The following is a 25832-nucleotide window of genomic DNA, read 5'->3' on the forward strand; positions in this document are numbered from 1 at the left end:
CTGATGCCGCGGGACACAGAAGGAATTCCATGTTCGTACGACGCTCTCTCGCCGCGGTCATCTCCGTGGGCGCACTCCTCCTCGCCGGCTGTGCGGGAGACGACCTTGCCGACGACGACGGATCTGACCCGTCTTCGGCCAGTGCTGACAAGGGGTCGGTCACCATGGCCGGCCAGAACTTCCCCGAAGCCACCCTCATGGCGTCGATGTACGAGCAGCTCCTCGAGAACGAGGGCTACACCGTCGAGACCAAGCTCGTCGACTCCCGTGACGCCTACATGCCCACGTTCCCCGGCGACGTCGACATCGTCCCCGAATACGTCGGCGGCATCGTCAACTTCCTCAACACCCAGGAGAGCGGCGCCGAGGCCGAGCCGTTCGAGACCGGTGACGGCGCCCAGCTGGCCGAGGACGGCGCCGACCTGCTGGAGGCAGCCGGCATCACGCTCCTCGACACGTCGCCCGCGACCGACACGAATGCGTTCTTCGTGACGAAGGAATACAGCGAGGCCAACGGCGTCACGAAGCTCTCCGACCTCGAGGGGGTGTCGGTCACGTTGGCGGCCGCGCCCGACTGCGAGGGTCGCCTCGACTGCGAGGGCGGGTTGTCGGAGGAATACGGCATCGACGTGACCGAGGTGCTGCCGCTCGGCTACGCCAGTGACCAGACCTACCAGTCCGTGCTCAGCGGTGAGTCGGAGCTCGGCGAGACCAGCACTACGGACGGCACGCTCGAGTCCGAGGGCCTGGTGGTCCTCGAGGACGACAAGCAGATCCAGCCGGCCCAGAATCTCGTGCCGGCCGTGTCGACGGAGTGGCTCGCCGACAACCAGGACGTCGAGCAAGTGCTCAACGACCTGATGGCCGCGCTGACCACGGAGAAGCTGACCGAGCTCAACGGTCGGATCGCCGTCGACCGGGAGAAGCCCGAGGACGTCGCCGCCGACTTCCTCGCCGAGGCCGGCCTGCTCTGACGCCGGCCCAGCGTCAGCGGACCTCTGAGGGCCGCAGGGCAAGCGCGGCTGGGCCGACCGTCGACAGATCGAGCACCTCGCCCGGTATGTCGACGCGTCGGCCCTCGCCGTTCCCGGTCTGTGGGGCCGGGCCGGGCAGCGAGGCGACCCACGTCATCAGGGCGGCCGCGTCGGCACGCCGGTCGTGCTCGACCAGCCACCCGCACAGCCGGTGCACCGGCGGCAGCCCTGAGCCGGTCAGCGACCGGCGCTCCCCCCAGAACTCGTGCACCCCGTCGCAGAGCAGGGTCCACCACTCGTCGCTCGCGCCGGGGATCTCCAGGAAGTAGCGCCACAGGTCGCCGGCGAGCACCCGGTCGAGGAACACGCCTTCTACTGCCGGGTCCCCCGCCGAGCGGACCGAGGTGTAGGACATCCGCTTGGTCTCCCAGCGGTCCGCGAGGTCGCGCACGGACGATCGTTGCTGGGTGATCGAGGAGCCGTCGTCGCGGATGCGCCAGTGGTAGACGATCGCGGGCAGCACGTCGAAGGTGCCGGCCATGAAGGCGCGCGTGGTCGTGGGCTGGTCCTCGTAGCGGATGCCTTCGGGCCAGTCGAGCCCGGCAGCGTCCCAGAACGAGCGGCGAAAGATCTTGTTCCAGGCGAAGACGTCGCCGAGGATCTCGGGTCGCTGGGCGATCCGAAGGCCCGTCCCGCGCGCATGGAGGCGCTTCATCCACGGCGGCTCGTGCAGGTTGGTGTTGTCGAAGGGCGCCTCCCAGCGCACGATCGAGCCGGTCGCGAAGTCAGAGCCGGACTCGTGCAGCGACGTCATCAGCGAGGCCATGGCGTTGCGTGGCAGGGCGTCGTCGGAGTCGAGGAACGCGAGGAACTCGGCGTCTGCGTGGCGCGCCCCGATGTTGCGCGCTGACCCGAGCCCGCCGTTCTCGACGTGCACCACCCGGATCCGCGCGTCTCGCGATGCGTATGACTCGGCGATCTCACCGCTGCGGTCGGGCGACCCGTCGTCCACGACGATCGCCTCCCAGGACTTCCAGTGCTGCGCGAGCAGGGAGTCCAGGCAGGCGGGGAGGTAGGCCTCCACGGAGTAGGCCGGGACGACGACCGAGACCTGGGGGGCGAGCCGACGCCGCACGAGCCTCATGGGAGCGCACCTTAGGGCACGCCCAGCGTGCCCTAGTAGGCTCCCCGCCGTGACTGCTCAGGCCCGCGCCATCGACGAGATGAACCCCGACGGCGTCCCGCGGAAGGTCCTCTTCGTCGCAGGTGCCGGCCGCAGCGGCACCTCCACCATGGCCGGCATCGCGAGCAAGCTGGGCATGCACGTCCCGTTGCCCGAGGTGCCGCCGGACGCGTCCAACCCGCGTGGGTTCTCCGAGCCGCAGTGGGTGGTCGACCTGCACGACCGGCTGCTCAAGGAGGCCGGGGTCCAGGTCAGCGACTCCCGCCCCGGAGCCTGGTTCGAGACGGGCCGCATCTCCACCCGAGAGCCCGCCCGGATCCGGGTCGCGGAATGGCTCGAGCCGCACTTCGACGTACACCCCGAGCTCGTCGTGAAGGACCCGCGGTTGAGCTGGTTCCTGGGCCTGTGGCGGGTCGGCGCGATTCGCACCGGCGCGAAGCCGGTCTTCGTGACGATGCTGCGCCCGCCGGCCGAGGTGGTCGGCAGCAAGCAGAAGTACTACGCCAACAAGCTCGGCTCCGCGCACCTGACCGCCAGCTGGCTCAACATGCTGCTCCACACCGAGCGGGCCACGCGCGAAGAGGCGAGGTCGGCGCGGGTGTTCGTGCGCTACGAGGACCTGCTGACCGACTGGGTCAAGACCACCATGCACGTGGGGCACACGCTTGACCTGCAGTCGATCGTCCACACCCGCAGCGACCTGATCCGCGAGGTGCACCGCTTCATCGATCCCACGCTGCGTCGCGTCACCTCCTCGCTCGACGACCTCGCGCTGCCCCCGCGCCTGCACGAGCTGACCGGGCAGACGTGGGAAGAGCTCAACCGGCTGGCCGACCCGGACGGCGACGTCACGGAGGTCCACGCCACCCTCGACCAGCTCCGGGAGGCCTACACCGACCTCTACGAGGAGGCCGAGGCCATCAGCAAGTCGTCGGTCGTGGCGGCCCGCATCGCCGGAGCGCAGGCCGCCGCCGAGCCCGCGGAACCTGTGGCGACCGGCTTGGCCGACAAGATCCCGCACGACGTCCGGGCGAAGATCCCGCCGTCCCTGCGCCGCGGCGCCCGCAAGGTGCTGGGCCGCGAGCGGACGACAGGCCAACCGACAGGGGACCAGTGAGCGTCCCGATCGGCGGGGGCCACGGGCTGACGAACATCGAGGGGCACACCGACTTCGACATCGTGTGGCCCTGGAACGCCACGGAGGACAACGCGCCCCTGCGCCGAGGGGCGACGGCCGTGCTCCGGGTCAAGAACGAGGCCGACTCGATGCGGTTCGTGCTGCCGCCGCTCCTGCGGGCGTGCGACCACGTGCTGCTGGTGGACAACATGTCGACCGACGGGACAGGTGAGGCGGCGCTGGCCGTGGCCGCCGCACACGATCTCGCGTCCAAGTTCACCCTGGAGCACTATCCCTTCGAGGTGGCCCGTGCCGGCGCCGAGCACCTTGCCGTGCCCGAGCGCAGCGTCCACTCGCTGGCCTACTTCTACAACTGGTGCTTCTCCCACGTGCGCACCCGCTACTCGTGGAAGTGGGACGGCGACATGGTCCTCACGACCGAGGGGGAGGTGTCGATGGCCGACCTCTCCTGGCAGGTCGGCCGGGCCGACGCCGTCATCCGCTTCCCGCGGCACGGGCTGTACCTCGAGTCCGACACCCGCGCCTTCCTCGACCTCGGCCTGCGCAACATCGAGGAGTGGGGCTTCCCGATGACGCCGGACTTCGTCTACTCCAAGGCGCCGGAGTGGGAGATCCGGACGACGCCGAAGGAGATCCGCCAGTTCGCCCTGCCGCAGGGACTCGTCGTCGAGCTGAAGTATCTCGACGGCGACGAGTTCGCCCACTGGACCAACCCGGAGTCGTTCGCCACCAGCGTCCGCAACCGGCGCAAGCGTCGCGAGTGGCTGGTCTTCAACGCACTGAACAACGGCGAGGTCCCCGACGGGGTCATCGAGATCAACGCCCCGGAGGGTGAGCACGTCGTCGACCACGTGACCCACACCTGGCTGCCGCGGGCTCCACGCCCGTTCGTCGTCGACGATCCCGACCACGCGAAGCTGCACCTGCGCGCCTGAGGTCGTACGCCGCAGTGTCGGCTACGTCACGTTCACTTCCTGTTCCCAGGGGTGGCACTGCGGCGTACTGTCCGGGACAAGAGATCGAGCACCAAGTCTGGTACCCACACCGGCCCCGCCCAGGGGTGGTCGGCGGGACTGGAACGAAAGGGTTCGCAATGTCTCACTTCCGTGTGGGTGTGATCGGAGCAGGCCGTGTCGGCGCGGTCCTGGCCGCAGCACTGCGCGACGCCGGCCACGAGATCGTCGCCGCAGCCGGCGAGTCCGACGCCTCGCGCCGCCGCATCGCGTCCCTGCTGCCCGGCACCCCGGTCGTCAAGCCGAGCGATGCCGCGCGGGCAGCGGACCTGCTGCTCCTCACGGTCCCCGACGACATGCTGCCCAACGTGGTCGCGATGTTGAGCGCCAGCGGCGCCATCCGTGAGGGCCAGTACGTCGTCCACACCAGCGGCGCGCACGGGCTGGCCGTCCTGGCCGACGCGGCTGCCGTCGGCGCGCGACCGATCGCCCTGCACCCCGCCATGACCTTCACCGGCACTGAGGTCGATCTTCCCCGCCTGCGCGACGTGGTCTTCGGGGTGACCGCCGGCGACCGCGAGCGTGCCGTCACCCAGCAGCTCGTCGCCGACCTCGGTGGTCGGTCCATGTGGGTCGACGAAGACAAGCGCACGCTCTACCACGCGGGCCTGGCACACGGCGCCAATCACCTCGTCACGCTGGTCACCCAGGCCATGGAGATGCTGTCGGCCGCCGGTGGCGACGCCCCCGCCGACATCCTGCGCCCGCTCCTCAACGCCGCCCTCGACAACGCCCTCGCCCAGGGCGATGCGGCGCTCACCGGGCCGATCGTGCGCGGCGACGTCGAGACCGTCCGGGCACACCTGGTGGAGATCCGGGCCAACGCCCCGGAGACCACCGCGTCCTACATCGCGATGGCGCGGGCCACCCTCGACCGGGTCGTCACGGACGGCCGCATGCTGCCGATCCGCGCCGCGAAGATGGCCCAGGTGCTCGACGCCGAGTTGAGTGATGAAGTGGCTCCAGCCACGGTGCGGCCCGTCACTCGACTCGGACGCTCCTCGCGTCGATGAGCCCCACTCCCACCCTCGCGGACACTCGCGAGGAGCTCACGCACGCGCTCGCCGAGGCCCGCAAGCAGGGCCGCCGTGTCGGGTTCGTGCCGACGATGGGTGCGCTGCACGAGGGTCACGCCAGCCTGATGCGCGAGGCCGCCCGCCACGCCGACCTGGTCGTCGTCAGCATCTTCGTCAACCCGATGCAGTTCGGTCCGTCGGAGGACCTCGACCGCTATCCGCGCACGCTGCCCGACGACCTCGAGCTCTGCGCCGCCAACGGCGTCGCGTTCGCGTTCGCACCGGCCGTCGAGGAGATGTATGCCGGCGGCTTCAGCCACGAGAGCATCCGCGACGGCGTCACGGTGCATCCGGGCAAGCTCGCCACGATCCTCGACGGGGAGTCGCGGCCGGGTCACTTCGACGGCGTCCTGACCGTCGTCGCCAAGCTGTTCGGCCTCGTCCGGCCCGACGTCGCGGTGTTCGGGCAGAAGGACTACCAGCAGCTGACGCTGATCCGCGCGATGGTGCGCGACCTGTGCCTGCCGGTCGAGATCGTCGGTGCCGAGACGGTGCGCGAACCCGACGGTCTGGCGATGTCGAGCCGCAACCGTTATCTCGACCCCGCGCAGCGCGAGGCCGCAACCACCCTGTCCCGTGCGCTCCGAGCGGCGCAGGAGCGGGCGGCGTACGGCGTGCCGGCAGCCCGCTGGGCCGCGATGAGCGTGCTCAAGAGCGAGCCGTCGATCGAGCTCGACTACCTCGCCCTCACCAGCGTCGACCTCGGTGAGCCTCCGGACGACGGAGAGGGCCGGATCCTTGTGGCCGCCCGGCTCGGCAGCACGCGGCTGATCGACAACATGAGCATCGAGTTCACCACGCCGGACCGGAGGGACAGCTGATGCTTCGCACGATGATGAAGTCGAAGATCCACCGAGCAGTGGTGACCCAGGCCGACCTCCACTACGTCGGCTCGGTCACCGTGGACGAAGACCTCCTCGACGCGGCCGACCTCCTGGCCGGTGAGCTCGTCCACATCGTCGACGTCACCAACGGCGCGCGCCTGGAGACCTACACGATCGCCGGCGAGCGGGGGTCGGGGGTCATCGGCATCAACGGGGCCGCCGCACGGCTCGTCCACCCGGGCGACACGGTCATCCTGATCGCCTATGCGCAGGTGGAGGATGCAGAGGCCAGGCAGCTCCAACCGCACGTGGTCTTCGTCGACGCGGACAACCGGATCATGGCCACGGGCTTTGACCCCGCCGAGACGTTCGGCGACCCGGCGCTGTCCCGCGGCGACTCCCCGGCCCGCTAGCCTGCCCCGATGAGCCCATCGCCTGCCGCTCGGGTGCCGCAACGGCTGACCGCCCCCGATCCCGGCTGGACCACCCGAGCCGACGTCGTGGTCATCGGCTCCGGCATCGCGGGGCTGACCGCCGCGCTGCGGATCCACGCGGCGGACAAGAGTCTCAAGCTGCTCGTCGTCACCAAGGACGTCCTCAACGCAGGCTCCACGCAGTGGGCGCAGGGCGGCATCGCCGCGGCCCTCGGGCCGGAGGACACCCCCGACCAGCACCTCCACGACACCCTCGTGGCGGGGGCAGGCGCCTGCGACGTCGACGCCGTGCGGATCCTGGTCACCGAGGGCCCTGACGCGGTCCACGAGCTGATCGCGCTCGGCACCGAGTTCGACCACCACGAGGGGGAGCTGTCCCTGACCCGGGAGGGCGGCCACCTGCGCGACCGGATCGCGCACGCCGGCGGCGACGCCACCGGCGCGGAGATCCAGCGAGCCCTCATCGCCGCCATCGAGCGCGCGCCCGCGATCGAGGTCATCCAGCACGCCCTTGCGGTCGACCTGCTGCTCACCGAGCCGGACGAGGACGGCCAGGCAGGAGTAGCAGGCGTGACCCTGCACGTGCTCGGCGAGGGCCAGCGCGACGGCGTGGGCGCAGCGCACTGCCGTGCGGTCGTCCTGGCGAGCGGCGGGCTGGGGCAGGTGTTCTCGCAGTCGACCAACCCGAGCGTGTCGACCGGCGACGGGATGGCCATCGCACTGCGTGCCGGGGCGACGCTGCGTGACCTGGAGTTCGTCCAGTTCCACCCGACGGTCATGTATCTCGGGGCCGAGTCGCAAGGCCAGCAACCCCTCATCTCCGAGGCGGTCCGCGGGGAGGGCGCCTTCCTGGTCGACGGTCTGCCCGAAGAGGGCGGCACCCGGTTCATGGTCGGCCAGCACGAGCTCGCCGACCTCGCGCCCCGTGACGTCGTCGCCAAGGCGATCACGCGCAGGATGCTCGAGACCGGCAGGCCCCACATGTGGCTGGACGCTCGCCACCTCGGCGCCGAGTTCTGGGAGAAGCGCTTCCCGACCATCCTCGCCGTCTGTCGCCAGCACGGCGTCGACCCCACGACCGAGCTGATCCCCGTCGCCCCTGCCCAGCACTACGCATCGGGCGGGGTGGCCACCGACCTCGATGGCCGCTGTGATGTGCCGGGGCTCTATGCGACCGGGGAGGTCGCGTGCAGCGGGGTCCACGGAGCCAACCGGCTCGCCTCCAACTCGCTGCTGGAAGGGCTCGTCTTCTCGCGACGGATCGCCCAGGTCCTGCCCGGTGAGCTTCGCGCGTGGTCGGAGCCGGCCGACGACCCACGAGCCGCCGGACTCGTCGACTTCGAGCAGCGCCTCGAGCTGCAGGCGACCATGACCAGCCGCGTCGGTGTCCTGCGTTCGGCTGACGGGCTGACCGAGGCCATCAGCTGGCTGAGCCGCCTCGACGACGGCATTCGCGACGTCCCCGGTGTCGACGGCTGGGAGACCACCAACCTCCACGCCATCAGCAGCGCTCTCGCGCACGCCGCGCTCCGCCGCGAGGAGACCCGAGGCTCGCACTGGCGCGAGGACTTCGGTGACCGCGACGACACGACGCAGGCAGGCCATATCGACACGCGCCTCGTCGACGGCCGGCTGGAACAACGGTTCTGGCCGGCCGCGTCCACCGATCCATCGACTGTTGGAGACGTCACATGAGCTTCACCCCGTACGCCGCACTTCCGCCCGACCTCATCGCTGAGATCAGGGACGGGGGGCTCGACCCGGAGGCGATCTACACCGACATTGCGCGCGCGCTGGAGGAGGACCTGCCAGGAGGAGCCGACGACACGACCAGTGCGGCCACGATCTCTGCTGACGCGCGCGGCACCGCCGACTGGCAGGCCCGCGAGCCCGGTGTGGTGGCCGGCCTCGCGATCGCCGCCATGGTCTTTCGCTACGTCATGGGCGACGAGGTCGACATCACCGACCGTCTCAGCGACGGCAGTCGCGTTGCGGAGCGCGACGTGGTCATGCGGGTCGCCGGCCCGACTCGTGGCCTGCTCACTGCTGAGCGCACGGCCCTCAACTTCGCCTGCCACCTCTCCGGCGTCGCCACTGCGACCGCCACGTGGGTCGACGCCCTCGCCGGGACCAACGCCCGGGTGCTCGACACCCGCAAGACGCTGCCGGGATGGCGCGCCCTGCAGAAGTACGCCGTGCGCTGCGGCGGCGGCGTCAACCACCGCTTCTCCCTGGCCGACATGGCGATGGTCAAGGACAACCACGTCATCGCAGCGGGCGGTGTCGTGGCCGCCCTCGAGGCCGTGCGCGCGGCGTACCCCGACCTCCCCATCGAGGTGGAGGTGACCGACCTCGAGCAGCTGCGCGAGCTCCTCGCCGCGGGCTGTGAGCGCATCCTGCTCGACAACATGTCGTCGGCGATGATGGCCGAGGCGGTGCAGATCACTGCCGGACGAGCCGTGCTGGAGGCCTCCGGCGGCCTCACCATCGACCGGGCGCGCGAGGTGGCCGAGACCGGCGTCGACTTCATCTCGGTCGGGGCGTTGACGCACTCGGTCAAGGTGTTCGACATCGGCATGGACCTCCTCACCCCATGACTCTGCTCGCCGCTGACGTCCGCAACTCCGACACCGTCCTGGGCCTGCTCGAAGCCCGCGAGGTCGTCGCTCACTGGCGGGTCTCGACCGATGAGAGGCGCACTGCCGACGAATGGGCGGTCCTGCTGCGCGGGCTCCTGACGGACGCCGGTCGCGAGATGGACGGGCTCGTGGTCTGTTCGACGGTGCCGGCCGTGATGCACGAATGGCGCGACATGGTGGGCAGACATTTCTCCACAATCCCCAGTGTTGTCGTCGAACCAGGGGTGCGCACCGGGGTGCCGGTGCTCACGGACAATCCGCGCGAGGTCGGCGCTGACCGGATCGTCAATGCCCTCGCTGCGGCCGATGAATTCGGCGGGCCGGCGATTGTCGTGGACTTCGGCGGAACGGCGACCACGTTCGACGTCGTCAATCCCGCCGGCCAATACGTCGGCGGTGCGATCGCACCGGGCATCGAGCTCTCGCTGGAGGCACTGGGACAGCGCGGCGCGCAGCTCCGCAAGGTGGAGCTCCAGCGGCCCCGCACGGTCATCGCCAAGAACACCGTCGAGGCGCTGCAGAGCGGGATGATCTTCGGGATGGCGGCCCAGGTGGACGGGGTCGTGGCGCGGATGATCACCGAGATGGGCGTCCCGATCGACGAGGTGAAGGTGATCGCCACCGGCCGTCTCGCGCCCCTCGTGCGCGACGATTGCTCGTGCTTCACCGCTCATTCCCCCTGGCTCACCTTGCAGGGATTGCGACTCGTCTTCGAGCGAAACGCCTGAGGTGTTTGACTCACCGTTTTTCCATTCGTTTGGCACGAGCGGTCGAACGGGTCTTTAATGGAGACGCAATTCGCCTTGGAAGTCGGCTCGGGGACCCGGCTTCTCACCCCCACCTTGTGCAAAGGAATTCAGATGGCGCAAAAAGTCAGCATCGTCCTCGTCGATGACCTCGACGGCAGTGAAGCCGACGAGACGGTCACCTTCGGGCTCGACGGCACGACCTACGAGATCGACCTCACACAGCGCAACGCGGACGCCCTCCGCGAGGCCCTGAGCGGCTACGTCGGGCACGCCCGCAAGGTCAGCGGCGGCTCGCGCCGCGGCCGCAAGTCGTCCGGCTCCTCGGGCGGCGGCTCCGGCAGCAACTCGAACACCAAGCAGATGCGCGAGTGGGCCAGGGGCCAGGGCATGGACGTGTCCGAGCGTGGCCGGATCTCCGCGGACGTCCAGCAGGCGTACGACGCAGCGCACTGATCCGCTGAGCACACAACGCCGCCCCCTGTCGGGGGCGGCGTTGTTCGCTGAGAGCGGACGCCTCGGATGTGTCGGTGGGAACACGTAGGGTGGAGTCGGGCGTTGAGCCCATTGTCCGCACACCGCTGCCGGTGGCCTCGCGGACGCATATACGCAAGCTAGGAGCGCACATGTTCGAGCGGTTCACCGACCGAGCCCGGCGAGTTGTCGTGCTGGCCCAGGAAGAGGCCCGCATGCTCTCCCACAACTACATCGGGACCGAGCACATCCTGCTCGGTCTCATCCACGAGGGCGAAGGCGTCGCAGCCAAGGCCCTGGAGTCCCTCGACATCTCCCTGGAGGCCGTGCGCGCCCAGGTCGAGGAGATCATCGGCCAGGGCCAGCAGGCGCCGTCCGGTCACATCCCCTTCACCCCGCGCGCCAAGAAGGTGCTCGAGCTGTCCCTGCGCGAGGCGCTGCAGCTCGGTCACTCCTACATCGGCACCGAGCACATCCTGCTCGGTCTGATCCGCGAGGGCGAGGGAGTCGCGGCGCAGGTGCTGCAGAAGCTCGGCGCCGACCTCAACCGGGTCCGTCAGCAGGTCATCCAGCTGCTCTCCGGCTTCCAGGGCAAGGAGTCGGCCGCGTCCGGCGCCGCCGCCAGCGGGACGGCCGAGGCGCCGTCCAGCTCGCTGGTCCTCGACCAGTTCGGCCGCAACCTGACGCAGGCTGCCCGCGAGGGCAAGCTCGACCCGGTGATCGGGCGCGAGCAGGAGATCGAGCGCGTCATGCAGATCTTGTCGCGACGCACGAAGAACAACCCGGTGCTGATCGGCGAGCCGGGCGTCGGCAAGACGACGATCGTCGAGGGCCTCGCCCAGGACATCGTCCGGGGCAACGTGCCCGAGACCCTCAAGGACAAGCAGATCTACACCCTCGACCTGGGTGCGTTGGTCGCCGGCTCGCGCTACCGCGGCGACTTCGAGGAGCGCCTCAAGAAGGTGCTCAAGGAGATCCGCACCCGCGGTGACATCGTGCTGTTCATCGACGAGATCCACACCCTCGTCGGTGCCGGTGCGGCTGAGGGCGCGATCGATGCAGCCTCCATCCTCAAGCCGATGCTGGCTCGAGGCGAGCTGCAGACGATCGGTGCGACCACGCTCGACGAATACCGCAAATACCTGGAGAAGGACGCTGCGCTCGAGCGCCGCTTCCAGCCGATCCAGGTCGCCGAGCCGTCGATCGCCCACACCATCGAGATGCTCAAGGGGCTGCGCGACCGCTACGAGGCTCACCACCGCGTCACGATCACCGACGAGGCCCTCGTCTCGGCGGCCACCCTGGCCGACCGCTACATCTCTGACCGGTTCCTCCCCGACAAGGCGATCGACCTGATCGACGAGGCGGGCTCCCGGTTGCGCATCCGTCGCATGACCGCGCCGGCTGACCTGCGCGAATACGACGACAAGATCGCCGACGTCCGCCAGCGCAAGGAGTCGGCCATCGACGGCCAGGACTTCGAGGCCGCCGCCCGCCTGCGCGACGAGGAGAAGCAGCTCATCGCCCGCAAGTCCGAGCGGGAGACCCAGTGGCGCTCCGGTGACATGGACGAGGTCGCCGAGGTCGACGAGGAGCTCATCGCCGAGGTGCTGGCGGTGGCGACCGGCATCCCGATCGTCAAGCTCTCCGAGGAGGAGTCCTCGCGGCTGCTCAACATGGAAGAGGAGCTGCACAAGCGCGTCATCGGCCAGGAGGAGGCCGTCAAGGCCCTCTCTCGTGCGATCCGGCGCACGCGTGCTGGTCTCAAGGACCCCAAGCGTCCCGGCGGCTCGTTCATCTTCGCCGGCCCCTCTGGTGTCGGAAAGACGTGGCTGTCCAAGACGCTGGCCGACTTCCTCTTCGGTGACGAGGACTCCCTGATCCAGCTCGACATGAGCGAGTTCAGCGAGAAGCACACGGTCTCGCGGCTCTTCGGTTCGCCTCCCGGTTACGTCGGCTACGAAGAGGGTGGCCAGCTGACCGAGAAGGTGCGCCGCAAGCCGTTCTCCGTGGTGCTCTTCGACGAGGTCGAGAAGGCCCACCCCGACATCTTCAACAGCCTGTTGCAGATCCTCGAGGAAGGTCGTCTGACCGACTCCCAGGGCCGGGTGGTCGACTTCAAGAACACCGTCATCATCATGACCACCAACCTCGGCACGCGCGACATCTCCAAGGGCCAGAACCTCGGCTTCCAGCAGACGGGCGACGGCAGCAGCTACGACCGGATGAAGACGAAGGTCGCCGAAGAGCTCAAGCAGCACTTCAAGCCCGAGTTCCTCAACCGTGTCGACGAGATCATCGTCTTCCCGCCGCTGTCGCAGGAGCAGATCGTCTCCATGGTCGACAACATGATCGCCGGCGTCGAGCTGCGGCTCCGCGACCGCGACATGGCTCTCGAGCTCACCCAGCCGGCCAAGAACCTGCTGGCCGAGCGGGGCTTCGACCCCGTGCTGGGCGCTCGTCCGCTGCGTCGCACGATCCAGCGCGAGATCGAGGACGTGCTGGCCGAGAAGATGCTCTTCGGTGAGGTCGGCCCCGGCCAGATCATCCTCGTGGACGTCGAGGGCGAAGGCCCGGGTGCGAAGTTCACGTTCAAGGGTCAGAAGGTCTCGGCCATGCCGGACCTGCCCCCCTTCGAGACCGCGGACATCGTCGGCGACGGCGAGACCCTCATCGAAGGCCCTGACGACAGCGCTGGTCCGGTCGACATCGAGAAGTCGACCGACTGATCGACGAGCAGCACGGGCCTCCGACCTGTCCGGTCGGGGGCTCGGTCGCTTCTCCGCCCTTCGCGAGCTCCTCAGGCAGGTAGGGAGAACGCCGACGGACCGGCCGCCACCAGCAGCCCGTCGTCGACGAGGCTGGTCAGGCACCGATCGCGCTGGGTCGCCTCCGGCCAGACGGCCTCGATGCTGCTGCGGTGGACGGGCCCCTCGGCGTCTCGGAGGACCCCCATGATCCGCCCGCGGCACTGGCGATCGGTGCCCGCCCACGCCTGGCCCCGGCGGGGCGGCCCGTCGTGGGCAGGGCTCCCGGCCGCCAGCCAGGCGCACTGGTCCGCGATCGGGCACCGGGTGCACCGAGGGTCGCGGGCCGTGCACACCAGGGCGCCGAGCTCCATGACGGCGACCGCCCAGGTCGCCGCTGTCGGCGCGTCATCGGGCAACAGCCCCGACGCGACGTCGCGTTCGCCGCGCGTCACCGCAGGGGGAGGGAACTCGTTGCCACTGACGGCTCGACCCAGCACCCGGCGGACGTTGGTATCGAGCACGACGTGTCGCTGACCGAACGCGAAGCTCGCGATCGCCGCCGCGGTGTAGTCCCCGATCCCGGGCAGCGCCAGCAGATCGGCGTACGCCGAAGGCACCTCGCCCCCGTGAGCCGACACGATCGCCACCGCGGCCGCATGCAACCGGAGCGCTCGTCGGGGGTAGCCGAGGCGACCCCACATCCGCACCGCGTCGCCGACGGGATCGGCGGCCAGGGCAGCGGGCGACGGCCAACGCTCCAGCCAGGCCTCGTGGACAGGGAGCACCCGAGCCACCGGGGTCTGCTGGAGCATGAACTCTGACACCATCACCGACCACGGTGACGCTGAGTCCGAGCGCCAGGGCAGCTCGCGTGCATGCCGGTCGTACCACCCGAGCACGGGGTCGTGAAGCTCACTCATCACCTGAATCGTAGGTGCTTTGCCAGCTACGTCGGTGTGGCAGCACCGCGCACGATCCGCGGCTGTCTACCGTTGCGCCCATGCCCCCTTCGCCCCTTCACACGCGCGGTCCGTTGCCCGCACGCGTCTACTGGACACGGCGTCTGGTGCTGCTGGGCGTGACCCTGGCGTTGGTGGCGGGACTTGCGCGGCTCCTCGGCGCCGCCAGCGACGGCTCCGACGGGGGCGGTGACAAGGCGACCACGGCGGGTGCGACGACGACCACGACGACACCGGAACCCTCGAAGGATCCGGTCCGGCGCAAGCGCAAGAAGAACCGCACCCCCACCGAGCCGCCCCTCGCCGAGCCGTCCGGACCCTGCGTGAGCAGCGACATCGTCGCGACGCCGGTGATCGAGACCGCCACGGGCGACACCGACGTGCCGATCACGGTCAACCTCCGCACCCTGCAGACCGCTGCCTGCACCTGGCGGGTCGCGCCGGACAGCCTGACCGTGTCGATCACCTCGGGTGACGACTTCATCTGGTCGAGCCGCGAGTGCCCCGCCAGCATCGCCTTGCAGGACGTGATCGTCAGGTCGGCCACCGACACCCCCGTCGTGGTGACGTGGGCCGACGCGCGCCGCTCCGACGAGGAATGCTCCGCGCTGGCCGACTGGGCACGCCCGGGCTACTACCACGTGGAGGCTGCCGCCCTGGGTGGCGAGCCCACCGACGTCCAGTTCGAGCTGGTCCCCCCGCCCAGCGCCGTCATCACCAAGACCGTGACCCCGAAGCCGGAGCCGGCCCCGAAGGGCAAGACGGACAAGCAGGACGACACGGAGCACACGCCCGGCGAGCAGGGCGACGGCAACTCGGAGGGCTGAGCGAGCTCAGATGTAGCGCTCGGTGATGCTCGACTCGGCCAGCCGGGAGAGGCCTTCGCGGACGCTCCGGGCACGGAGCTCACCCACGCCCTCGACCGCCTGCAGGTCATCGATCCCGGCAGAGAGCAGCTGTTGGAGACCGCCGAAGTGTTCGACGAGGCGGTCGACCACCGCCGTCGGCAGCCGCGGCACCTTGGCCAGCAGCCGGTAGCCGCGGGGGGCGACGGCGCCATCGAGGTGCTCGGCCGAGCCGAGGCCCAGGACCGTCGCCACGGCTCCCTGGTCGACGAGGTCGGTGGGGGAGAGGTTGGCGAGGTCGGCCAGCATCGTCTCGGGCGTGGTCTTGCGCTTCTTGCTGGCGGGTAGGTAGTCGCGGACGACGAGCTCGCGTTCGGCGTCCACGCCGGTGATGAGCTCCTCGAGCTGCAACGACAGGAGCCGCCCGTCGGTGCCGAGCTCGAGGACGTAGTCGTCGATCTCGCTCGCGATGCGGGTCACCATCTCCAGTCGCTGGGCAACCGCCGCGACGTCGCGGACCGTGACCAGGTCTTCGATCTCGAGGGCCGAGAGGGTCGCGGAGACCTCATCGAGGCGGAGCTTGTAGCGCTCGAGCGTCGCCAGGGCCTGGTTGGCACGGGAGAGGATCTGGTTGGAGCCCTCCAGGACGTGACGGATGCCGCCGACGTAGGCGGCGATGGTCTGCATCGACTGTGACACCGAGATCACCGGGAAACCGGTCTGGCGGGCCACCCGGTCGGCCGTGCGGTGGCGGGTGCCGGTCTCGTCAGAGGGGATCGTGTGGTCGGGCATGAGGTGCACAGCGGCTCGGTGGATGCGGTTGATGTCCTTGTCCAGGATGATCGCGCCGTCCATCTTGGCGAGCTCGCGCAGCCCGGTCGCAGTGAAAGGGACGTCGAGGGTGAAGCCACCCGTGCCGATCGAGTCGACCGTCTTATCGATGCCCAGCACGATCAGTGCTCCGGTGCGCCCACGCAGGATGCGCTCGAGACCGTCTCGCAGGGGGGTGCCCGGCGCGATCTCGGCCAACGTCGCCCGCAGGCGTCGCATCTCATCGGTCGGCTCCGCCAACGTAGGTCCCTCCCCCAGACGTGCGCGGGCTCGCGCGCGGTCAGTCTAGGGGACTTCGACCACGTCGATCGCCGGTGGTGACCTGTGCCGTGCGGAGGGCCGAGAACACCGACGACACGTCAAGGACCGTCATCCCGTCCACGTCGCGACTGACCGGGCGGCGGGGATCGTCGGTGGCACCCGGCTCGCACGGGACGATGGCGACACGGAAGCCGAGTCGTGCGGCCTCCGCGAGCCGTTGTGGCAGGTCCCTGACCCGTCGCAGCTCGCCCGCCAGCCCGATCTCCCCCATGGCCACGACTCCCTTGGGCGGCGCCAGGCCGGTGGTCGAGCTGGCGATGGCGATCGCGATCGCGAGGTCCGCTGCCGGCTCGGTGATCCGGGCGCCCCCGACCGTCGAGGCGAAGACGTCGTGCTGGTGCAGCTTGATCTGGGCGTGCTGCTGCAGCACGGCGAGGATCATTGCGACGCGCGATCCGTCGATGCCGGACGTGGTCCGTCGCGGCCGCTCCAGGGGCGAGGGCGTCACCAAGGCCTGCACCTCGGCCAGCATCGGGCGTCGTCCCTCCATCGTCACGGCGACGCAGGTGCCCGGGACCTCCGACGAGTGGTGCTCAACGAAGAGCCCGGTCGGGTCCGTGACCGCTCGGATGCCGGCGGGCGACAGGTCGAAGCAACCGACCTCGTCCACCGGGCCGAACCGGTTCTTCATCGCCCGCACCATCCTGAAGCGCGAGTTGCGGTCGCCCTCGAAGTGGAGCACGACGTCGACGAGGTGCTCGAGGACGCGCGGGCCGGCGATGGACCCGTCCTTGGTGACGTGTCCGACGATCACCGTCGTGATGTTGCGGGTCTTGGCGACCCGGATGAGCGCCGCCGCGACCTCCTTGACCTGCGTCACGCCGCCGGGAACGCCCTCGATCCCGCTCGCGCCGATCGTCTGGATGGAGTCGATGACCAGCAGCGTCGGGCGGACCTGCTCGATGTGGGTCAGGACGGCGCCGAGGTCGGTCTCGGCGGCGAGGAAGAGCTCGTCGTGCACGCCGCCGGTGCGGTCGGCACGGAGCCGGACCTGGGACGCCGACTCCTCGCCGGTGACGTAGAGCGTGCGGGTCCGCACGCGGGCGGTCTGGGCGGCGACCTCCAGCAGCAGCGTGCTCTTGCCGACGCCCGGCTCGCCGGCAAGCAGGATCGCTGCGCCCGGCACGAGCCCACCGCCCAGCACCCGGTCGAGCTCGGGGACGCCACTCGTGCGGAACTGGGAGTCCTCCACCGAGACCTGTCCGATCGGCACGGCCGGGGTCGTCACCGGCGACGCGGACGTGCGCATCGTCGGCGCGGCGCTCTCGGCGACCGATCCCCACGCCTGGCACTCCCCACAGCGACCGACCCACTTGGAGGTCTCCCAGCCGCACTCCGTGCAGCGGTGGGCGGGCCGGGGCTTGGCGGTTTTGCTCATGCGCTGAACCGTAGGCGACGGCACCGACAGGCCTGCCCCCGTTATGCTGCAGGTGGATTGGAACGATCAAGGAGTCGTTGATGTCGCGCACTGAGCCTCGAGCCGCCGGGTTCATCCCCGTCTCGCCGCCGACGCTCGCGGACGTCGCCGAGCGCGCCGGGGTCTCGCGCCAGACGGTCTCCAACGCCGTCAACAACCCGGACCTGCTGCGACCCGGCACCCTCGAACGCGTGCGTCAGGTGATCGAGGAGATGGGCTACTCGCCCAATCGTGCCGCCCGCAACCTCCGCACCCGCAGCTCGCAGCTCATCGGGCTCCGCGTCGCTCCGGCCCAGGAGGGGACGGCCAACGCGATGATGGATCGCTTCGTCCACACCCTGGTTGACACCTCGGCCGACGCTGGCTACCACGTGCTGCTCTTCCCCGGCGACAACGATGACCCGGTCGGCGGCTATGACAACCTCCTGCGCTCGACGGCAGTCGACGCCTTCGTCGTCACCGACACCTACCTCGGCAACCCGCAGGCAGTCTGGCTCTCCGAGCACCGTGCGCCGTTCGTCGCCTTCGGTCGGCCGTGGGACCACCCCGACGCCACCCACCCCTGGGTCGATGTCGACGGCGCGGCCGGCACCCGGCTGGCCACCGAGCACCTGCTCGCGAAGGGGCACACGCGGATCGCCTGGATCGGCTGGCGCAAGGACTCACCCATCGGTGAGGACCGCCGGGCCGGCTGGCTGGGCGCGATGCACGACGCGGGCCTCCCCACGACCGGTCTCGCCTCGCGGGTGGAGGACTTGGTCCAGAGCGGAGCAGGGGCGGCCGCCGTGCTCCTCGACGAGTCGGCGCCGACGGCGTTCGTGTGCGCGTCCGACACACTCGCCATGGGCGTGCTGCACACGCTGTGGATCCGACAGCTCGCTCCCGGCACCGACATCGCTGTCGTCGGTTTCGACGACTCGCAGGTGGCGCAGGTCTTCCCCGTCGGGCTGACCTCGGTGCGCCAGCCACTCGAGGACGTCGCCGTCGGGATCGTGCGCGCCCTGGAGGATCTGCTGAGCCACCTGCCTGCTGCGACGCAGGGCCTGCTGCTCACCCCCACCCTCGCGATCCGGGAGTCCAGCTAGTAGCGGCGCCACCACACGTTGACCGCGTAGTCGACGTCGGTCCCCTCGTGCTCGGCCAGGATGGCATCCGCGAGGTCCGGGGCGAACTCGATCCGCACGACTGCCTCCAGGTCCGCGCGGCGCTCGAACGACCAGCCCATGTCGACCGGGATCCGGGTCCACCCCCGCACTGACCAGAAGCGCTCGACGACGTCGGGGTCGATCTCGGGGCAGCCCCGCCGGAACCACCCACCGAAGGTGGAGCGGCATGCGTCGTTGTCCACGACGAACGCTGTCCCGTCGCGGGCCATCACCCGGTCGAGCTCGAGCAGTCCGGGCTCGCAGCCGGGTCCGAAGAAGTAGGCCCAGCGCGCCTGCATGACGTCGATGCTGCTGTCCGCGACAGGGAGGGCTTGCGCCGTACCGACCTCGACCGAGACGTTACGCATCCGGCGAGTACGCCGCCGTGCCAGCGCCGCGAGGTCCTGGTGCGGCTCGACGCCGATGACTGTCGCGGCCACCGATGCCCAACCCGGCAGGTGGAACCCGCTCCCGCAACCCACGTCGAGGAACCGTGACCCTTCCCAGGACATGATCGATGCCATGGCGGCCTCGATCCGCCCGGCCGGGTCGGCAGCGAGGTTCTCGAGCTCGTAGGTCGCCGGGTGGTACCAGATGTTCGGCGACGGGATGATCAGAGTCGGACCAGCCCCGAGGGGGTCTGGAACTGAGCCGCCAGGATCCCGGGGGTGCCGTTGGGAGCGACCCACTCGACCTTGACGTCCTCGAGGGGGGCCTCGACGCTCTGGCCGAGCCACTCGCTGACTCGCTGCGGGTCGCCGGCGATCTCGAGGGTGGCGAGGCAGAAGTCCGGGTCGGCGCCGGTGCTCGGGTGCATCTCGGCCGGCGTCTCCCACTTGATGAAGAACGGCAGCTGCGGGTCGGTGATCAGGCTGTTGACCCCGATCTGCTGCCACAGCAGCTCCTCCCCGGTCGGCAGGTGCCGGTTGCCCTTGACGGCCTCGCGGCCGAGACGCGTCTCGAGCTCGGCGATGTCGTCCACCGCGACGACCCAGCCGAGCCAGCCGCCGCCGGCCGCGGACCGGGCGCGCACGGCCTGACCGAAGGGCGCCTTGTCGGAGGCGGGGTGGTCGAGGCACTCCACGATCTCGAGGTAGTTGCCCCCGTCCAGCGGCATGATCATGTTGCGGGTGCCGAAGCGCGGGTGGATCCCCCCCTCGGTGAACTCCTTGCCGAGCAGGCCCCCGAGGCGCTGGGCGGTGCTGGCGAGACCATCAGGTCCGGCTGCGAAAGAGAGGTGGTCCAGGCGCATGCAGGCATTCTTATCCCGCTGTCTGCGACGCCCGCACCGGGGGTCATGTTTTCTTGACGTCGAGAAAGTTGGGCCTAGCGGGGGTCTGCCGGATGGAGCGCCAGCGCGGACCGTGAGCGCACATGCGCCTCCGCGTGACGGACGAGCTCGGCGTATGCTCCCACGCCCATCAGCTCGGTCAGCTCGGGCGCGTGGGTGACGAAGACGGCGTCGACGGCGACGTGGGCCTCGGTGTTCCCCGAGCAGTACCAGTCGAGGTCGTGCCCGCCGGGACCCCAGCCGCGCCGGTCGTATTCCCCGATCGCCACCTCGGTGTAGGACGTGCCGTCCTGGCGTTCGACCGTGCGGTAGGTGCGCCGGATCGGCAGCTGCCAGCACACGTCGGGCTTGGTCTCCAGCGGGTTGCGGCCCTGCTCCAACGCGAGCCCGTGGAGCGCACAACCGGCGCCGCCGGGCCCCGTCCCGGGCCCGAAGTCGGCTCGGTTGTGGAACACGCACGCGCTCTGGCCGGCGTGCTCGCGGGTCCGCGTCTTCCGCTCGCCCTCGTCGTCCTTCTCGATCCAGTCGCTCTTCTTGACGCTTCGGCCCGGGTGGAACTGCCAGTGGTCAGGGGTGAGCTGGGCGACGTACGCCGCAACACGCGACTCGTCGTCCTTGTCCGCGAAGTGCGCCCCCAGCGTGCAGCACCCGGTGTCGGGCGCGTCCGCGTAGATCCCCTGGCAACCCTGGCCGAAGATGCACATGTAGCTCGACGTCAACCAGGTCAGGTCGCACCGGAAGACCTGGTCCTCGTCGGCGGGGTCGACGAACTCGACATAGGCACGTGGGAACACGAGGTCGACTTCAGGCACCACGCGATCCTACGGGCGACCCTCGCGCGTCAGGCTTCCCTAGTAGTTTGGACCCATGCGTCTGGGCGTGCTCGACATCGGCTCCAACACGGGTCACCTCCTCGTGGTGGATGCGCACGGTGGCGCGGCCCCCCTTCCGGCCTTCTCCCACAAGCAGGCCCTTCGGCTGGCGGAGCACCTCGACGAGCGGGGGGCGGTGACACCGGCCGGCATCGACGCGCTCACTGAGTTCTGCGCCTCGGCCGTCCGGGTGGCCGACGACAAGGGGTGCGAGGACATGCTCGGGTTCGCCACCTCGGCAGTGCGCGACGCCGTCAACTCCCACGAGGTGCTTGCCCACGTCAAGGCCGTGAGCGGCGTCGACCTCGAGGTCCTCTCCGGCGAGGACGAGGCCAGATTGACGTTCCTCGCCGTACGCCGGTGGTTCGGGTGGTCTGCGGGCCGGCTGGCGATCTTCGACATCGGTGGCGGCTCGCTGGAGATCGCCGGCGGCTCGGACGAGTCCCCCGACGTCGCGTGGTCGCTGCCACTCGGTGCCGCGAGGCTGGCGCGGACGTGGTTCGCGGGCGACCGGCCCGACGACGAGACGGTCCGTCGGCTGCGTCGGGAGATCCGCACCGAGATCGCTCGTGACGCCGGCAACCTGCTCCGTCCCGGTCCGCCGGACCACGCGGCCGCCACGTCGAAGACCTTCCGGTCGCTGGCCCGCATCTGCGGCGCCGCACCCAGTGGCGACGGCGCCCTCGTCCCCCGCGTGCTGGAGCGCCAGACCCTTGCCGAGTGGATCCCCAAGCTGATCTCGCTGTCGGCCGACGAGCTGGCGCACCTGCCGGGGGTCTCGCTGAGCCGGACGCATCAGATCGTCCCGGGCGCGCTCGTCGCTGAGGCGTGCATGGACATCTTCGACCTGCCCGCGCTGGAGATCTGTCCCTGGGCGCTGCGCGAGGGCGTCATCCTCGAGAGCCTCGACCAGATCTCGGTGCTGGGGCGCTCGTGAACCTCATCGCCCTGTCGACCGCGTCGGTCTATCCCGAGTCGACCGCCCACGCCTTCGGCTATGCCGCCCAGACCGGCTACGACGCCGTCGAGGTGATGGTCGGCATTGACGCGCTGTCCCAGCAGACGGCGGCCATCAAGCAGCTGGTGGACCACCACGAGATGCCGGTGTGCGCCATCCACGCGCCGTGCCTGCTGTGGACCCAACGGGTGTGGGGGACCGAGCCCTGGGGCAAGCTCGAACGCTCCGCCGAGCTCGCAGCCGACGTCGGCGCCGAGGTGGTCGTCGTCCACCCGCCGTTTCGCTGGCAGAAGGACTACGCCGCCGGCTTCGTCGACGGCATCGCTGCGCTGGAAGCGTCCACCGGGGTGGCCTTCGCGGTGGAGAACATGTATCCGTGGCGTGCCTCGTCGCGTCGGGGGATGGAGATGTACCTCCCGGGCTGGGACCCCAGTGAGCAGCCCTACGCCAACACCACGATCGACCTCTCGCACGCTGCCATCGCGGGATCTGACGTGATCGAGATGGCCGAGCGCATGGGCGACCGGCTCCGCCACATCCACCTCACCGACGGCAGCGGGTCCGCCAAGGACGAGCACCTGGTGCCGGGCCGCGGCGTGATGAAGGCGGCCGCGTTCCTCTCCCACCTCGCCGAGCGTGAGTTCGGTGGCCACATCGTGCTGGAGATCAACACCCGCAAGTGCACCAGTCGGGCGGAGCGCGTGAACGACCTGATCGAGTCGCTGGACTTCGCGCGTCAACACTTCGCCATACGAACACCCTGATGGCCCGACCTTCGCGGGGTCGCCGTCCGGGCGGTCCGGACACCCGCGCCGATGTGCTCGCGGCCGCTCGGCAGAGCTTCGCCGAGAAGGGCTTCCGAGGCACGACGATCCGCGCCGTCGCTGCGCAGGCGGGGGTCGATCCGTCGCTGGTGCACCACTACTTCGGCACCAAGGACACCTTGTTCGTGGCCGCGATGGAGCTGCCGGTGGACCCGCGGGAGGTCCTCCTTCCCGTGATCGACGGTCCGGTCGACCGAGTGGCCGAGCGCTTCCTCGGCGCCTTCCTGGGTGTCTGGGACGACCCGGCCCTCCAGCCGGCGTTGCTCACCGTGGTCCGCAGTGCGCTCGAACCCGGCGGCGACCGGTTGTTCTCCGAGGGTTTCCTGCCCGTGATCGTCCAGCCGATCGGTGTCGCGCTGGGGCTGGACCGTCCCGAGCACCGGATGCCGCTGCTCGCCAGCCAGGTGCTGGGGCTGATCCTGATGCGTTACGTGCTCCGAGTGGAGCCCATCGCCTCGATGTCCCCGGCTCTCCTGATCGCCACCTATGCGCCGACCCTCCAGCGCTACCTCACCGGCGAGCTCCCCTGACGTCAGGTCGGTCTGCTGACTGTTCACCATGGGATGTCGGTCAATGGGCACTTCCCATGGTCAATTGACCAAGGGAAGTGCCCATTCGTCGACATCCCATGGTGAACAGTCACCACGTGGCGGCTTGACACCACGAGGTCGCAGGATCACAATTCAACACGTGGTGAATAACGTCATCGAGATCAAGGACCTCCGCGTTGCGCGCGGGGGTCGCGAGGTGCTCCCCGGTCTGAGTCTGGAGGTCGGAGGCGGCGTCACCGGCCTGCTCGGTCCGAGCGGGTGCGGGAAGTCGACGCTGATGCGCTCGATCGTCGGTGTCCAGAAGATCGACGCCGGGACCGTGGAGATCCTCGGTCTGCCGGCCGGCTGCCCGTCGCTGCGCAACCGCATCGGCTACCTCACCCAGGCGCCGAGCGTGTACGACGACCTGTCGGTCGCCGAGAACCTCCGCTTCTTCGCCCGCGTGCTCCGCGTGCCCGGGAACATCGATCGTGTGGTCGAGGAGGCGGCGGATGCTGTCGACCTCGGCGACCACCGCGACCAGGTGGTGGGCCGGCTCAGTGGCGGACAGCGTTCGCGGGCCAGCCTGGCGGTCGCCCTGCTCGGAGAGCCCGACGTGCTCGTGCTGGACGAGCCCACCGTCGGACTTGACCCCGTGCTCCGCCGCGATCTCTGGGCGCTGTTCCACCGGATCGCCGAGGCAGGCACGGCCGTGCTGGTCTCCAGTCACGTGATGGACGAGGCCGAACGCTGTGGCCACCTGGTGCTGATGCGGGACGGGCAGATCATTGCGAGCGGCTCACCTGCCGACATACGTGGCGACTCCCACGACATCGAAGCCGCCTTCCTGCGGATCGTCGAAGGGACTGCCGCATGAGACCCGCCACCACCCTCGCCGTCGCCGGCCGCGTCCTGACCCAGATCCGCCGCGACCACCGGACCCTGGTCATGCTGCTGGTGGTCCCGTGCGCACTGGTCAGCCTGCTGTGGTGGATGTTCGAGGACCTTCCGGGCAACTCGTTCGACACCCTCGGCCCCGGGCTGCTGGCGATGTTCCCCTTCATCATCATGTTCCTGGTCACCAGCGTCACCACGCTGCGCGAGCGGAGCAGTGGCACCCTCGAGCGCCTGCTCGCGATGCCGATGGGCAAGCTCGACTTCCTGCTGGGCTACGCCCTCGCGTTCGGAGCCATCGCAGCGGTGCAGGCGAGCCTGGCCGTGGGTGTCAGCGTCGGGTTCCTGGGGCTCGATGTGAACGGTCCGGTCTGGCTGCTCGGGATCGTGGCCATCGTCGACGCGGTCCTCGGCACCGCGCTCGGTCTGTTCGTCAGCGCCTTCGCGACGAGCGAGTTCCAGGCCGTGCAGTTCATGCCGCTGGTGGTCATCCCTCAGCTCCTGCTGTGCGGGCTCTTCGTGCCGCGAGAGGCGTTGCCGCCCGTGCTGGAGGCGATCAGCGACGTGCTGCCCCTGTCCTACGCCATCGATGCGATGCAGGAGCTCGTCGTCTCGGCCGACGAGTCCTTGGTATGGCGCAACATCGCAGTCGTCCTGGCCTTCGCCGTCGCCGGGCTCGCGCTCGGGGCAGCGACGCTACGGCGGCGTACGGCCTGACTGGGTCTGTCGGGGCGCTTCGGCGTAGCCTTGCCTGCATGTCACTGCTTCGTCGGCCGATCCTCCTGCTCGCCAAGAGCGACGTCGTCAAGAACCTCGTCAGCACGATGCCCGTGTCCTCCGGCATCGTGACAAGTCACGTCCCGGGCGAGACCACCGACTCGGCCGTCGACGCCACGGCCCGGCTGATCGACGGCGGACTGTTCGTCACCTTGGACTTCCTCGGCGAGGACACCTTGGACGCAGCCCAGGCCGAGGCGACCGTGGCCGCCTACAAGGACCTCCTCGCGGAGCTCGGTCGCCGCGGCCTCGCCAGCAAGGCCGAGGTCAGCGTGAAGCTGTCAGCGGTGGGCCAGGCGCTGCCCGAGAACGGCGAGAAGGTCGCGCTCGAGAACGCCCGGGAGATCTGCCGCGCCGCCCGCAACGCCGGCACGACCGTCACGCTGGACATGGAGGACCACACCACCACCGACTCGACGCTGGGGATCCTGCGTGAGCTGCGCAAGGACTTCCCCGAGACCGGTGCCGTGCTCCAGGCCATGCTGCACCGCACCGAGGCCGACTGCCGCTCGCTGGCCTACGATGGCTCGCGCGTGCGGTTGTGCAAGGGCGCCTACCACGAGCCCGAAGCCGTGGCGTTCCAGGACAAGCTCGACATCGACAAGTCCTACGTCCGCTGCCTCAAGGTGCTGCTGGCGGGTCAGGGCTATCCGATGATCGCCAGCCACGACCCCCGGATGATCCAGATCGCGTCGTCGCTGGCGAGCCGGCACGGCCGCCGCCCCGGCACCTACGAGTTCCAAATGCTCTACGGCATCCGGCCCGACGAGCAGAAGCGCCTGGCGAAGGCAGGGGAGACCGTGCGGGTCTACATCCCCTACGGCCAGGAGTGGTACGGCTACCTCATGAGACGCCTCGCCGAGCGTCCCCAGAACCTGACATTCTTCCTGCGCTCCCTCGTCTCGAAGAAGTAGGAG

26 protein-coding genes are annotated in these 25832 nt (G+C 69.8%); 19 read left to right on the forward strand and 7 right to left on the reverse strand.

Annotation, left to right across the window (positions count from 1 at the left end; translation table 11 throughout):
- Positions 1-29 precede the first annotated feature (29 nt).
- The gene (locus VNJ48_RS14170; RefSeq protein WP_325603178.1) at positions 30-974 is read left to right on the forward strand and encodes an ABC transporter substrate-binding protein; all 945 of its coding nucleotides are present in this window, start codon (positions 30-32) and stop codon (positions 972-974) included.
- Between the two features lie 13 nt (positions 975-987).
- On the opposite strand, the gene VNJ48_RS14175 is transcribed toward VNJ48_RS14170, so the two are convergent.
- Positions 988-2118: a glycosyltransferase family 2 protein gene (locus VNJ48_RS14175; protein WP_325603180.1), complete on the reverse strand. Its 1131-nt coding sequence runs from the start codon at positions 2116-2118 to the stop codon at positions 988-990.
- Between the two features lie 49 nt (positions 2119-2167).
- Here VNJ48_RS14175 and VNJ48_RS14180 point away from each other — a divergent pair, with 49 nt between their 5' ends.
- The 10 genes from VNJ48_RS14180 (at position 2168) to VNJ48_RS14225 (ending at position 13230) form a co-directional block, all read left to right on the forward strand.
- Positions 2168-3274, forward strand: coding sequence for a sulfotransferase family protein (locus VNJ48_RS14180; protein ID WP_325603182.1), 1107 nt, complete (start codon positions 2168-2170; stop codon positions 3272-3274).
- Positions 3271-4230, forward strand: a complete 960-nt coding sequence (locus VNJ48_RS14185; RefSeq protein WP_325603185.1) for a hypothetical protein — start codon at positions 3271-3273, stop codon at positions 4228-4230. The genes VNJ48_RS14180 and VNJ48_RS14185 overlap by 4 nt, the downstream gene beginning before the upstream one ends.
- Positions 4231-4388: 158 nt before the next feature.
- Positions 4389-5321, forward strand: a complete 933-nt coding sequence (locus VNJ48_RS14190; protein ID WP_325603187.1) for a Rossmann-like and DUF2520 domain-containing protein — start codon at positions 4389-4391, stop codon at positions 5319-5321.
- On the forward strand, positions 5318-6205 hold the full coding sequence (panC, locus tag VNJ48_RS14195) for a pantoate--beta-alanine ligase (RefSeq protein ID WP_325603189.1): 888 nt from the start codon (positions 5318-5320) through the stop codon (positions 6203-6205). Before VNJ48_RS14190 ends, panC begins: the two co-directional genes overlap by 4 nt.
- A complete protein-coding gene (panD, locus tag VNJ48_RS14200; protein ID WP_325603190.1) occupies positions 6205-6621 on the forward strand; it encodes an aspartate 1-decarboxylase in 417 nt (138 codons plus the stop codon). The genes panC and panD overlap by 1 nt, the downstream gene beginning before the upstream one ends.
- A 9-nt stretch (positions 6622-6630) precedes the next feature.
- Positions 6631-8337: an L-aspartate oxidase gene (locus VNJ48_RS14205; protein ID WP_325603192.1), complete on the forward strand. Its 1707-nt coding sequence runs from the start codon at positions 6631-6633 to the stop codon at positions 8335-8337.
- Positions 8334-9239, forward strand: a complete 906-nt coding sequence (nadC, locus tag VNJ48_RS14210; RefSeq protein ID WP_325603194.1) for a carboxylating nicotinate-nucleotide diphosphorylase — start codon at positions 8334-8336, stop codon at positions 9237-9239. Before VNJ48_RS14205 ends, nadC begins: the two co-directional genes overlap by 4 nt.
- Positions 9236-10009 (forward strand): type III pantothenate kinase, encoded by a 774-nt coding sequence (locus VNJ48_RS14215; RefSeq protein ID WP_325603196.1) that lies wholly within the window; start codon positions 9236-9238, stop codon positions 10007-10009. Before nadC ends, VNJ48_RS14215 begins: the two co-directional genes overlap by 4 nt.
- A 132-nt stretch (positions 10010-10141) precedes the next feature.
- Positions 10142-10483 (forward strand): Lsr2 family protein, encoded by a 342-nt coding sequence (locus VNJ48_RS14220; protein WP_325603198.1) that lies wholly within the window; start codon positions 10142-10144, stop codon positions 10481-10483.
- 170 nt (positions 10484-10653) lie between these two features.
- On the forward strand, positions 10654-13230 hold the full coding sequence (locus VNJ48_RS14225) for an ATP-dependent Clp protease ATP-binding subunit (protein WP_325603200.1): 2577 nt from the start codon (positions 10654-10656) through the stop codon (positions 13228-13230).
- 71 nt (positions 13231-13301) lie between these two features.
- Here the strand turns inward: VNJ48_RS14225 and VNJ48_RS14230 are convergent, their stop codons facing one another.
- Positions 13302-14171, reverse strand: coding sequence for an A/G-specific adenine glycosylase (locus VNJ48_RS14230; RefSeq protein WP_325603202.1), 870 nt, complete (start codon positions 14169-14171; stop codon positions 13302-13304).
- An 80-nt stretch (positions 14172-14251) separates the two neighbouring features.
- Between VNJ48_RS14230 and VNJ48_RS14235 the strand changes: the two genes are divergently transcribed.
- Positions 14252-15037 (forward strand): hypothetical protein, encoded by a 786-nt coding sequence (locus VNJ48_RS14235; protein ID WP_325603203.1) that lies wholly within the window; start codon positions 14252-14254, stop codon positions 15035-15037.
- A gap of 6 nt (positions 15038-15043) precedes the next feature.
- Here VNJ48_RS14235 and disA read toward each other — a convergent pair whose 3' ends face one another.
- On the reverse strand, positions 15044-16105 hold the full coding sequence (disA, locus tag VNJ48_RS14240; RefSeq protein ID WP_325603412.1) for a DNA integrity scanning diadenylate cyclase DisA: 1062 nt from the start codon (positions 16103-16105) through the stop codon (positions 15044-15046).
- Positions 16106-16166: 61 nt separating this feature from the next.
- Complete coding sequence (radA, locus tag VNJ48_RS14245) at positions 16167-17585, reverse strand: DNA repair protein RadA (protein ID WP_325603205.1); 1419 nt, start codon at positions 17583-17585, stop codon at positions 16167-16169.
- A gap of 80 nt (positions 17586-17665) precedes the next feature.
- Here radA and VNJ48_RS14250 point away from each other — a divergent pair, with 80 nt between their 5' ends.
- The gene (locus VNJ48_RS14250; RefSeq protein ID WP_325603207.1) at positions 17666-18709 is read left to right on the forward strand and encodes a LacI family DNA-binding transcriptional regulator; all 1044 of its coding nucleotides are present in this window, start codon (positions 17666-17668) and stop codon (positions 18707-18709) included.
- On the opposite strand, the gene VNJ48_RS14255 is transcribed toward VNJ48_RS14250, so the two are convergent.
- The 3 genes from VNJ48_RS14255 to VNJ48_RS14265 all read right to left on the reverse strand — a co-directional run bounded on the left by VNJ48_RS14255 (position 18706) and on the right by VNJ48_RS14265 (position 20872).
- Positions 18706-19293 (reverse strand): class I SAM-dependent methyltransferase, encoded by a 588-nt coding sequence (locus tag VNJ48_RS14255; protein WP_325603209.1) that lies wholly within the window; start codon positions 19291-19293, stop codon positions 18706-18708. The two genes, VNJ48_RS14250 and VNJ48_RS14255, sit on opposite strands and share 4 nt — an antisense overlap.
- An 89-nt stretch (positions 19294-19382) precedes the next feature.
- The gene (locus tag VNJ48_RS14260) at positions 19383-20021 is read right to left on the reverse strand and encodes a VOC family protein (protein ID WP_325603212.1); all 639 of its coding nucleotides are present in this window, start codon (positions 20019-20021) and stop codon (positions 19383-19385) included.
- A gap of 74 nt (positions 20022-20095) precedes the next feature.
- Complete coding sequence (locus tag VNJ48_RS14265) at positions 20096-20872, reverse strand: hypothetical protein (RefSeq protein ID WP_325603214.1); 777 nt, start codon at positions 20870-20872, stop codon at positions 20096-20098.
- A 55-nt stretch (positions 20873-20927) separates the two neighbouring features.
- Between VNJ48_RS14265 and VNJ48_RS14270 the strand changes: the two genes are divergently transcribed.
- The 6 genes from VNJ48_RS14270 (at position 20928) to VNJ48_RS14295 (ending at position 25829) form a co-directional block, all read left to right on the forward strand.
- On the forward strand, positions 20928-21869 hold the full coding sequence (locus VNJ48_RS14270; RefSeq protein WP_325603216.1) for a Ppx/GppA phosphatase family protein: 942 nt from the start codon (positions 20928-20930) through the stop codon (positions 21867-21869).
- On the forward strand, positions 21866-22654 hold the full coding sequence (locus tag VNJ48_RS14275; RefSeq protein WP_325603218.1) for a sugar phosphate isomerase/epimerase: 789 nt from the start codon (positions 21866-21868) through the stop codon (positions 22652-22654). The genes VNJ48_RS14270 and VNJ48_RS14275 overlap by 4 nt, the downstream gene beginning before the upstream one ends.
- Positions 22654-23244, forward strand: coding sequence for a TetR family transcriptional regulator (locus VNJ48_RS14280; protein WP_325603220.1), 591 nt, complete (start codon positions 22654-22656; stop codon positions 23242-23244). The genes VNJ48_RS14275 and VNJ48_RS14280 overlap by 1 nt, the downstream gene beginning before the upstream one ends.
- Before the next feature lie 160 nt (positions 23245-23404).
- Complete coding sequence (locus VNJ48_RS14285) at positions 23405-24121, forward strand: ABC transporter ATP-binding protein (RefSeq protein WP_325603222.1); 717 nt, start codon at positions 23405-23407, stop codon at positions 24119-24121.
- Complete coding sequence (locus VNJ48_RS14290; RefSeq protein WP_325603225.1) at positions 24118-24855, forward strand: ABC transporter permease; 738 nt, start codon at positions 24118-24120, stop codon at positions 24853-24855. Before VNJ48_RS14285 ends, VNJ48_RS14290 begins: the two co-directional genes overlap by 4 nt.
- Positions 24856-24899: 44 nt before the next feature.
- Positions 24900-25829: a proline dehydrogenase family protein gene (locus VNJ48_RS14295; RefSeq protein ID WP_325603414.1), complete on the forward strand. Its 930-nt coding sequence runs from the start codon at positions 24900-24902 to the stop codon at positions 25827-25829.
- The last annotated feature ends 3 nt before the right edge of the window (positions 25830-25832 follow it).

It is taken from the genome of Nocardioides sp. (assembly GCF_035576065.1).
In the GTDB taxonomy this organism is placed as follows: Bacteria; Actinomycetota; Actinomycetes; order Propionibacteriales; family Nocardioidaceae; genus Nocardioides.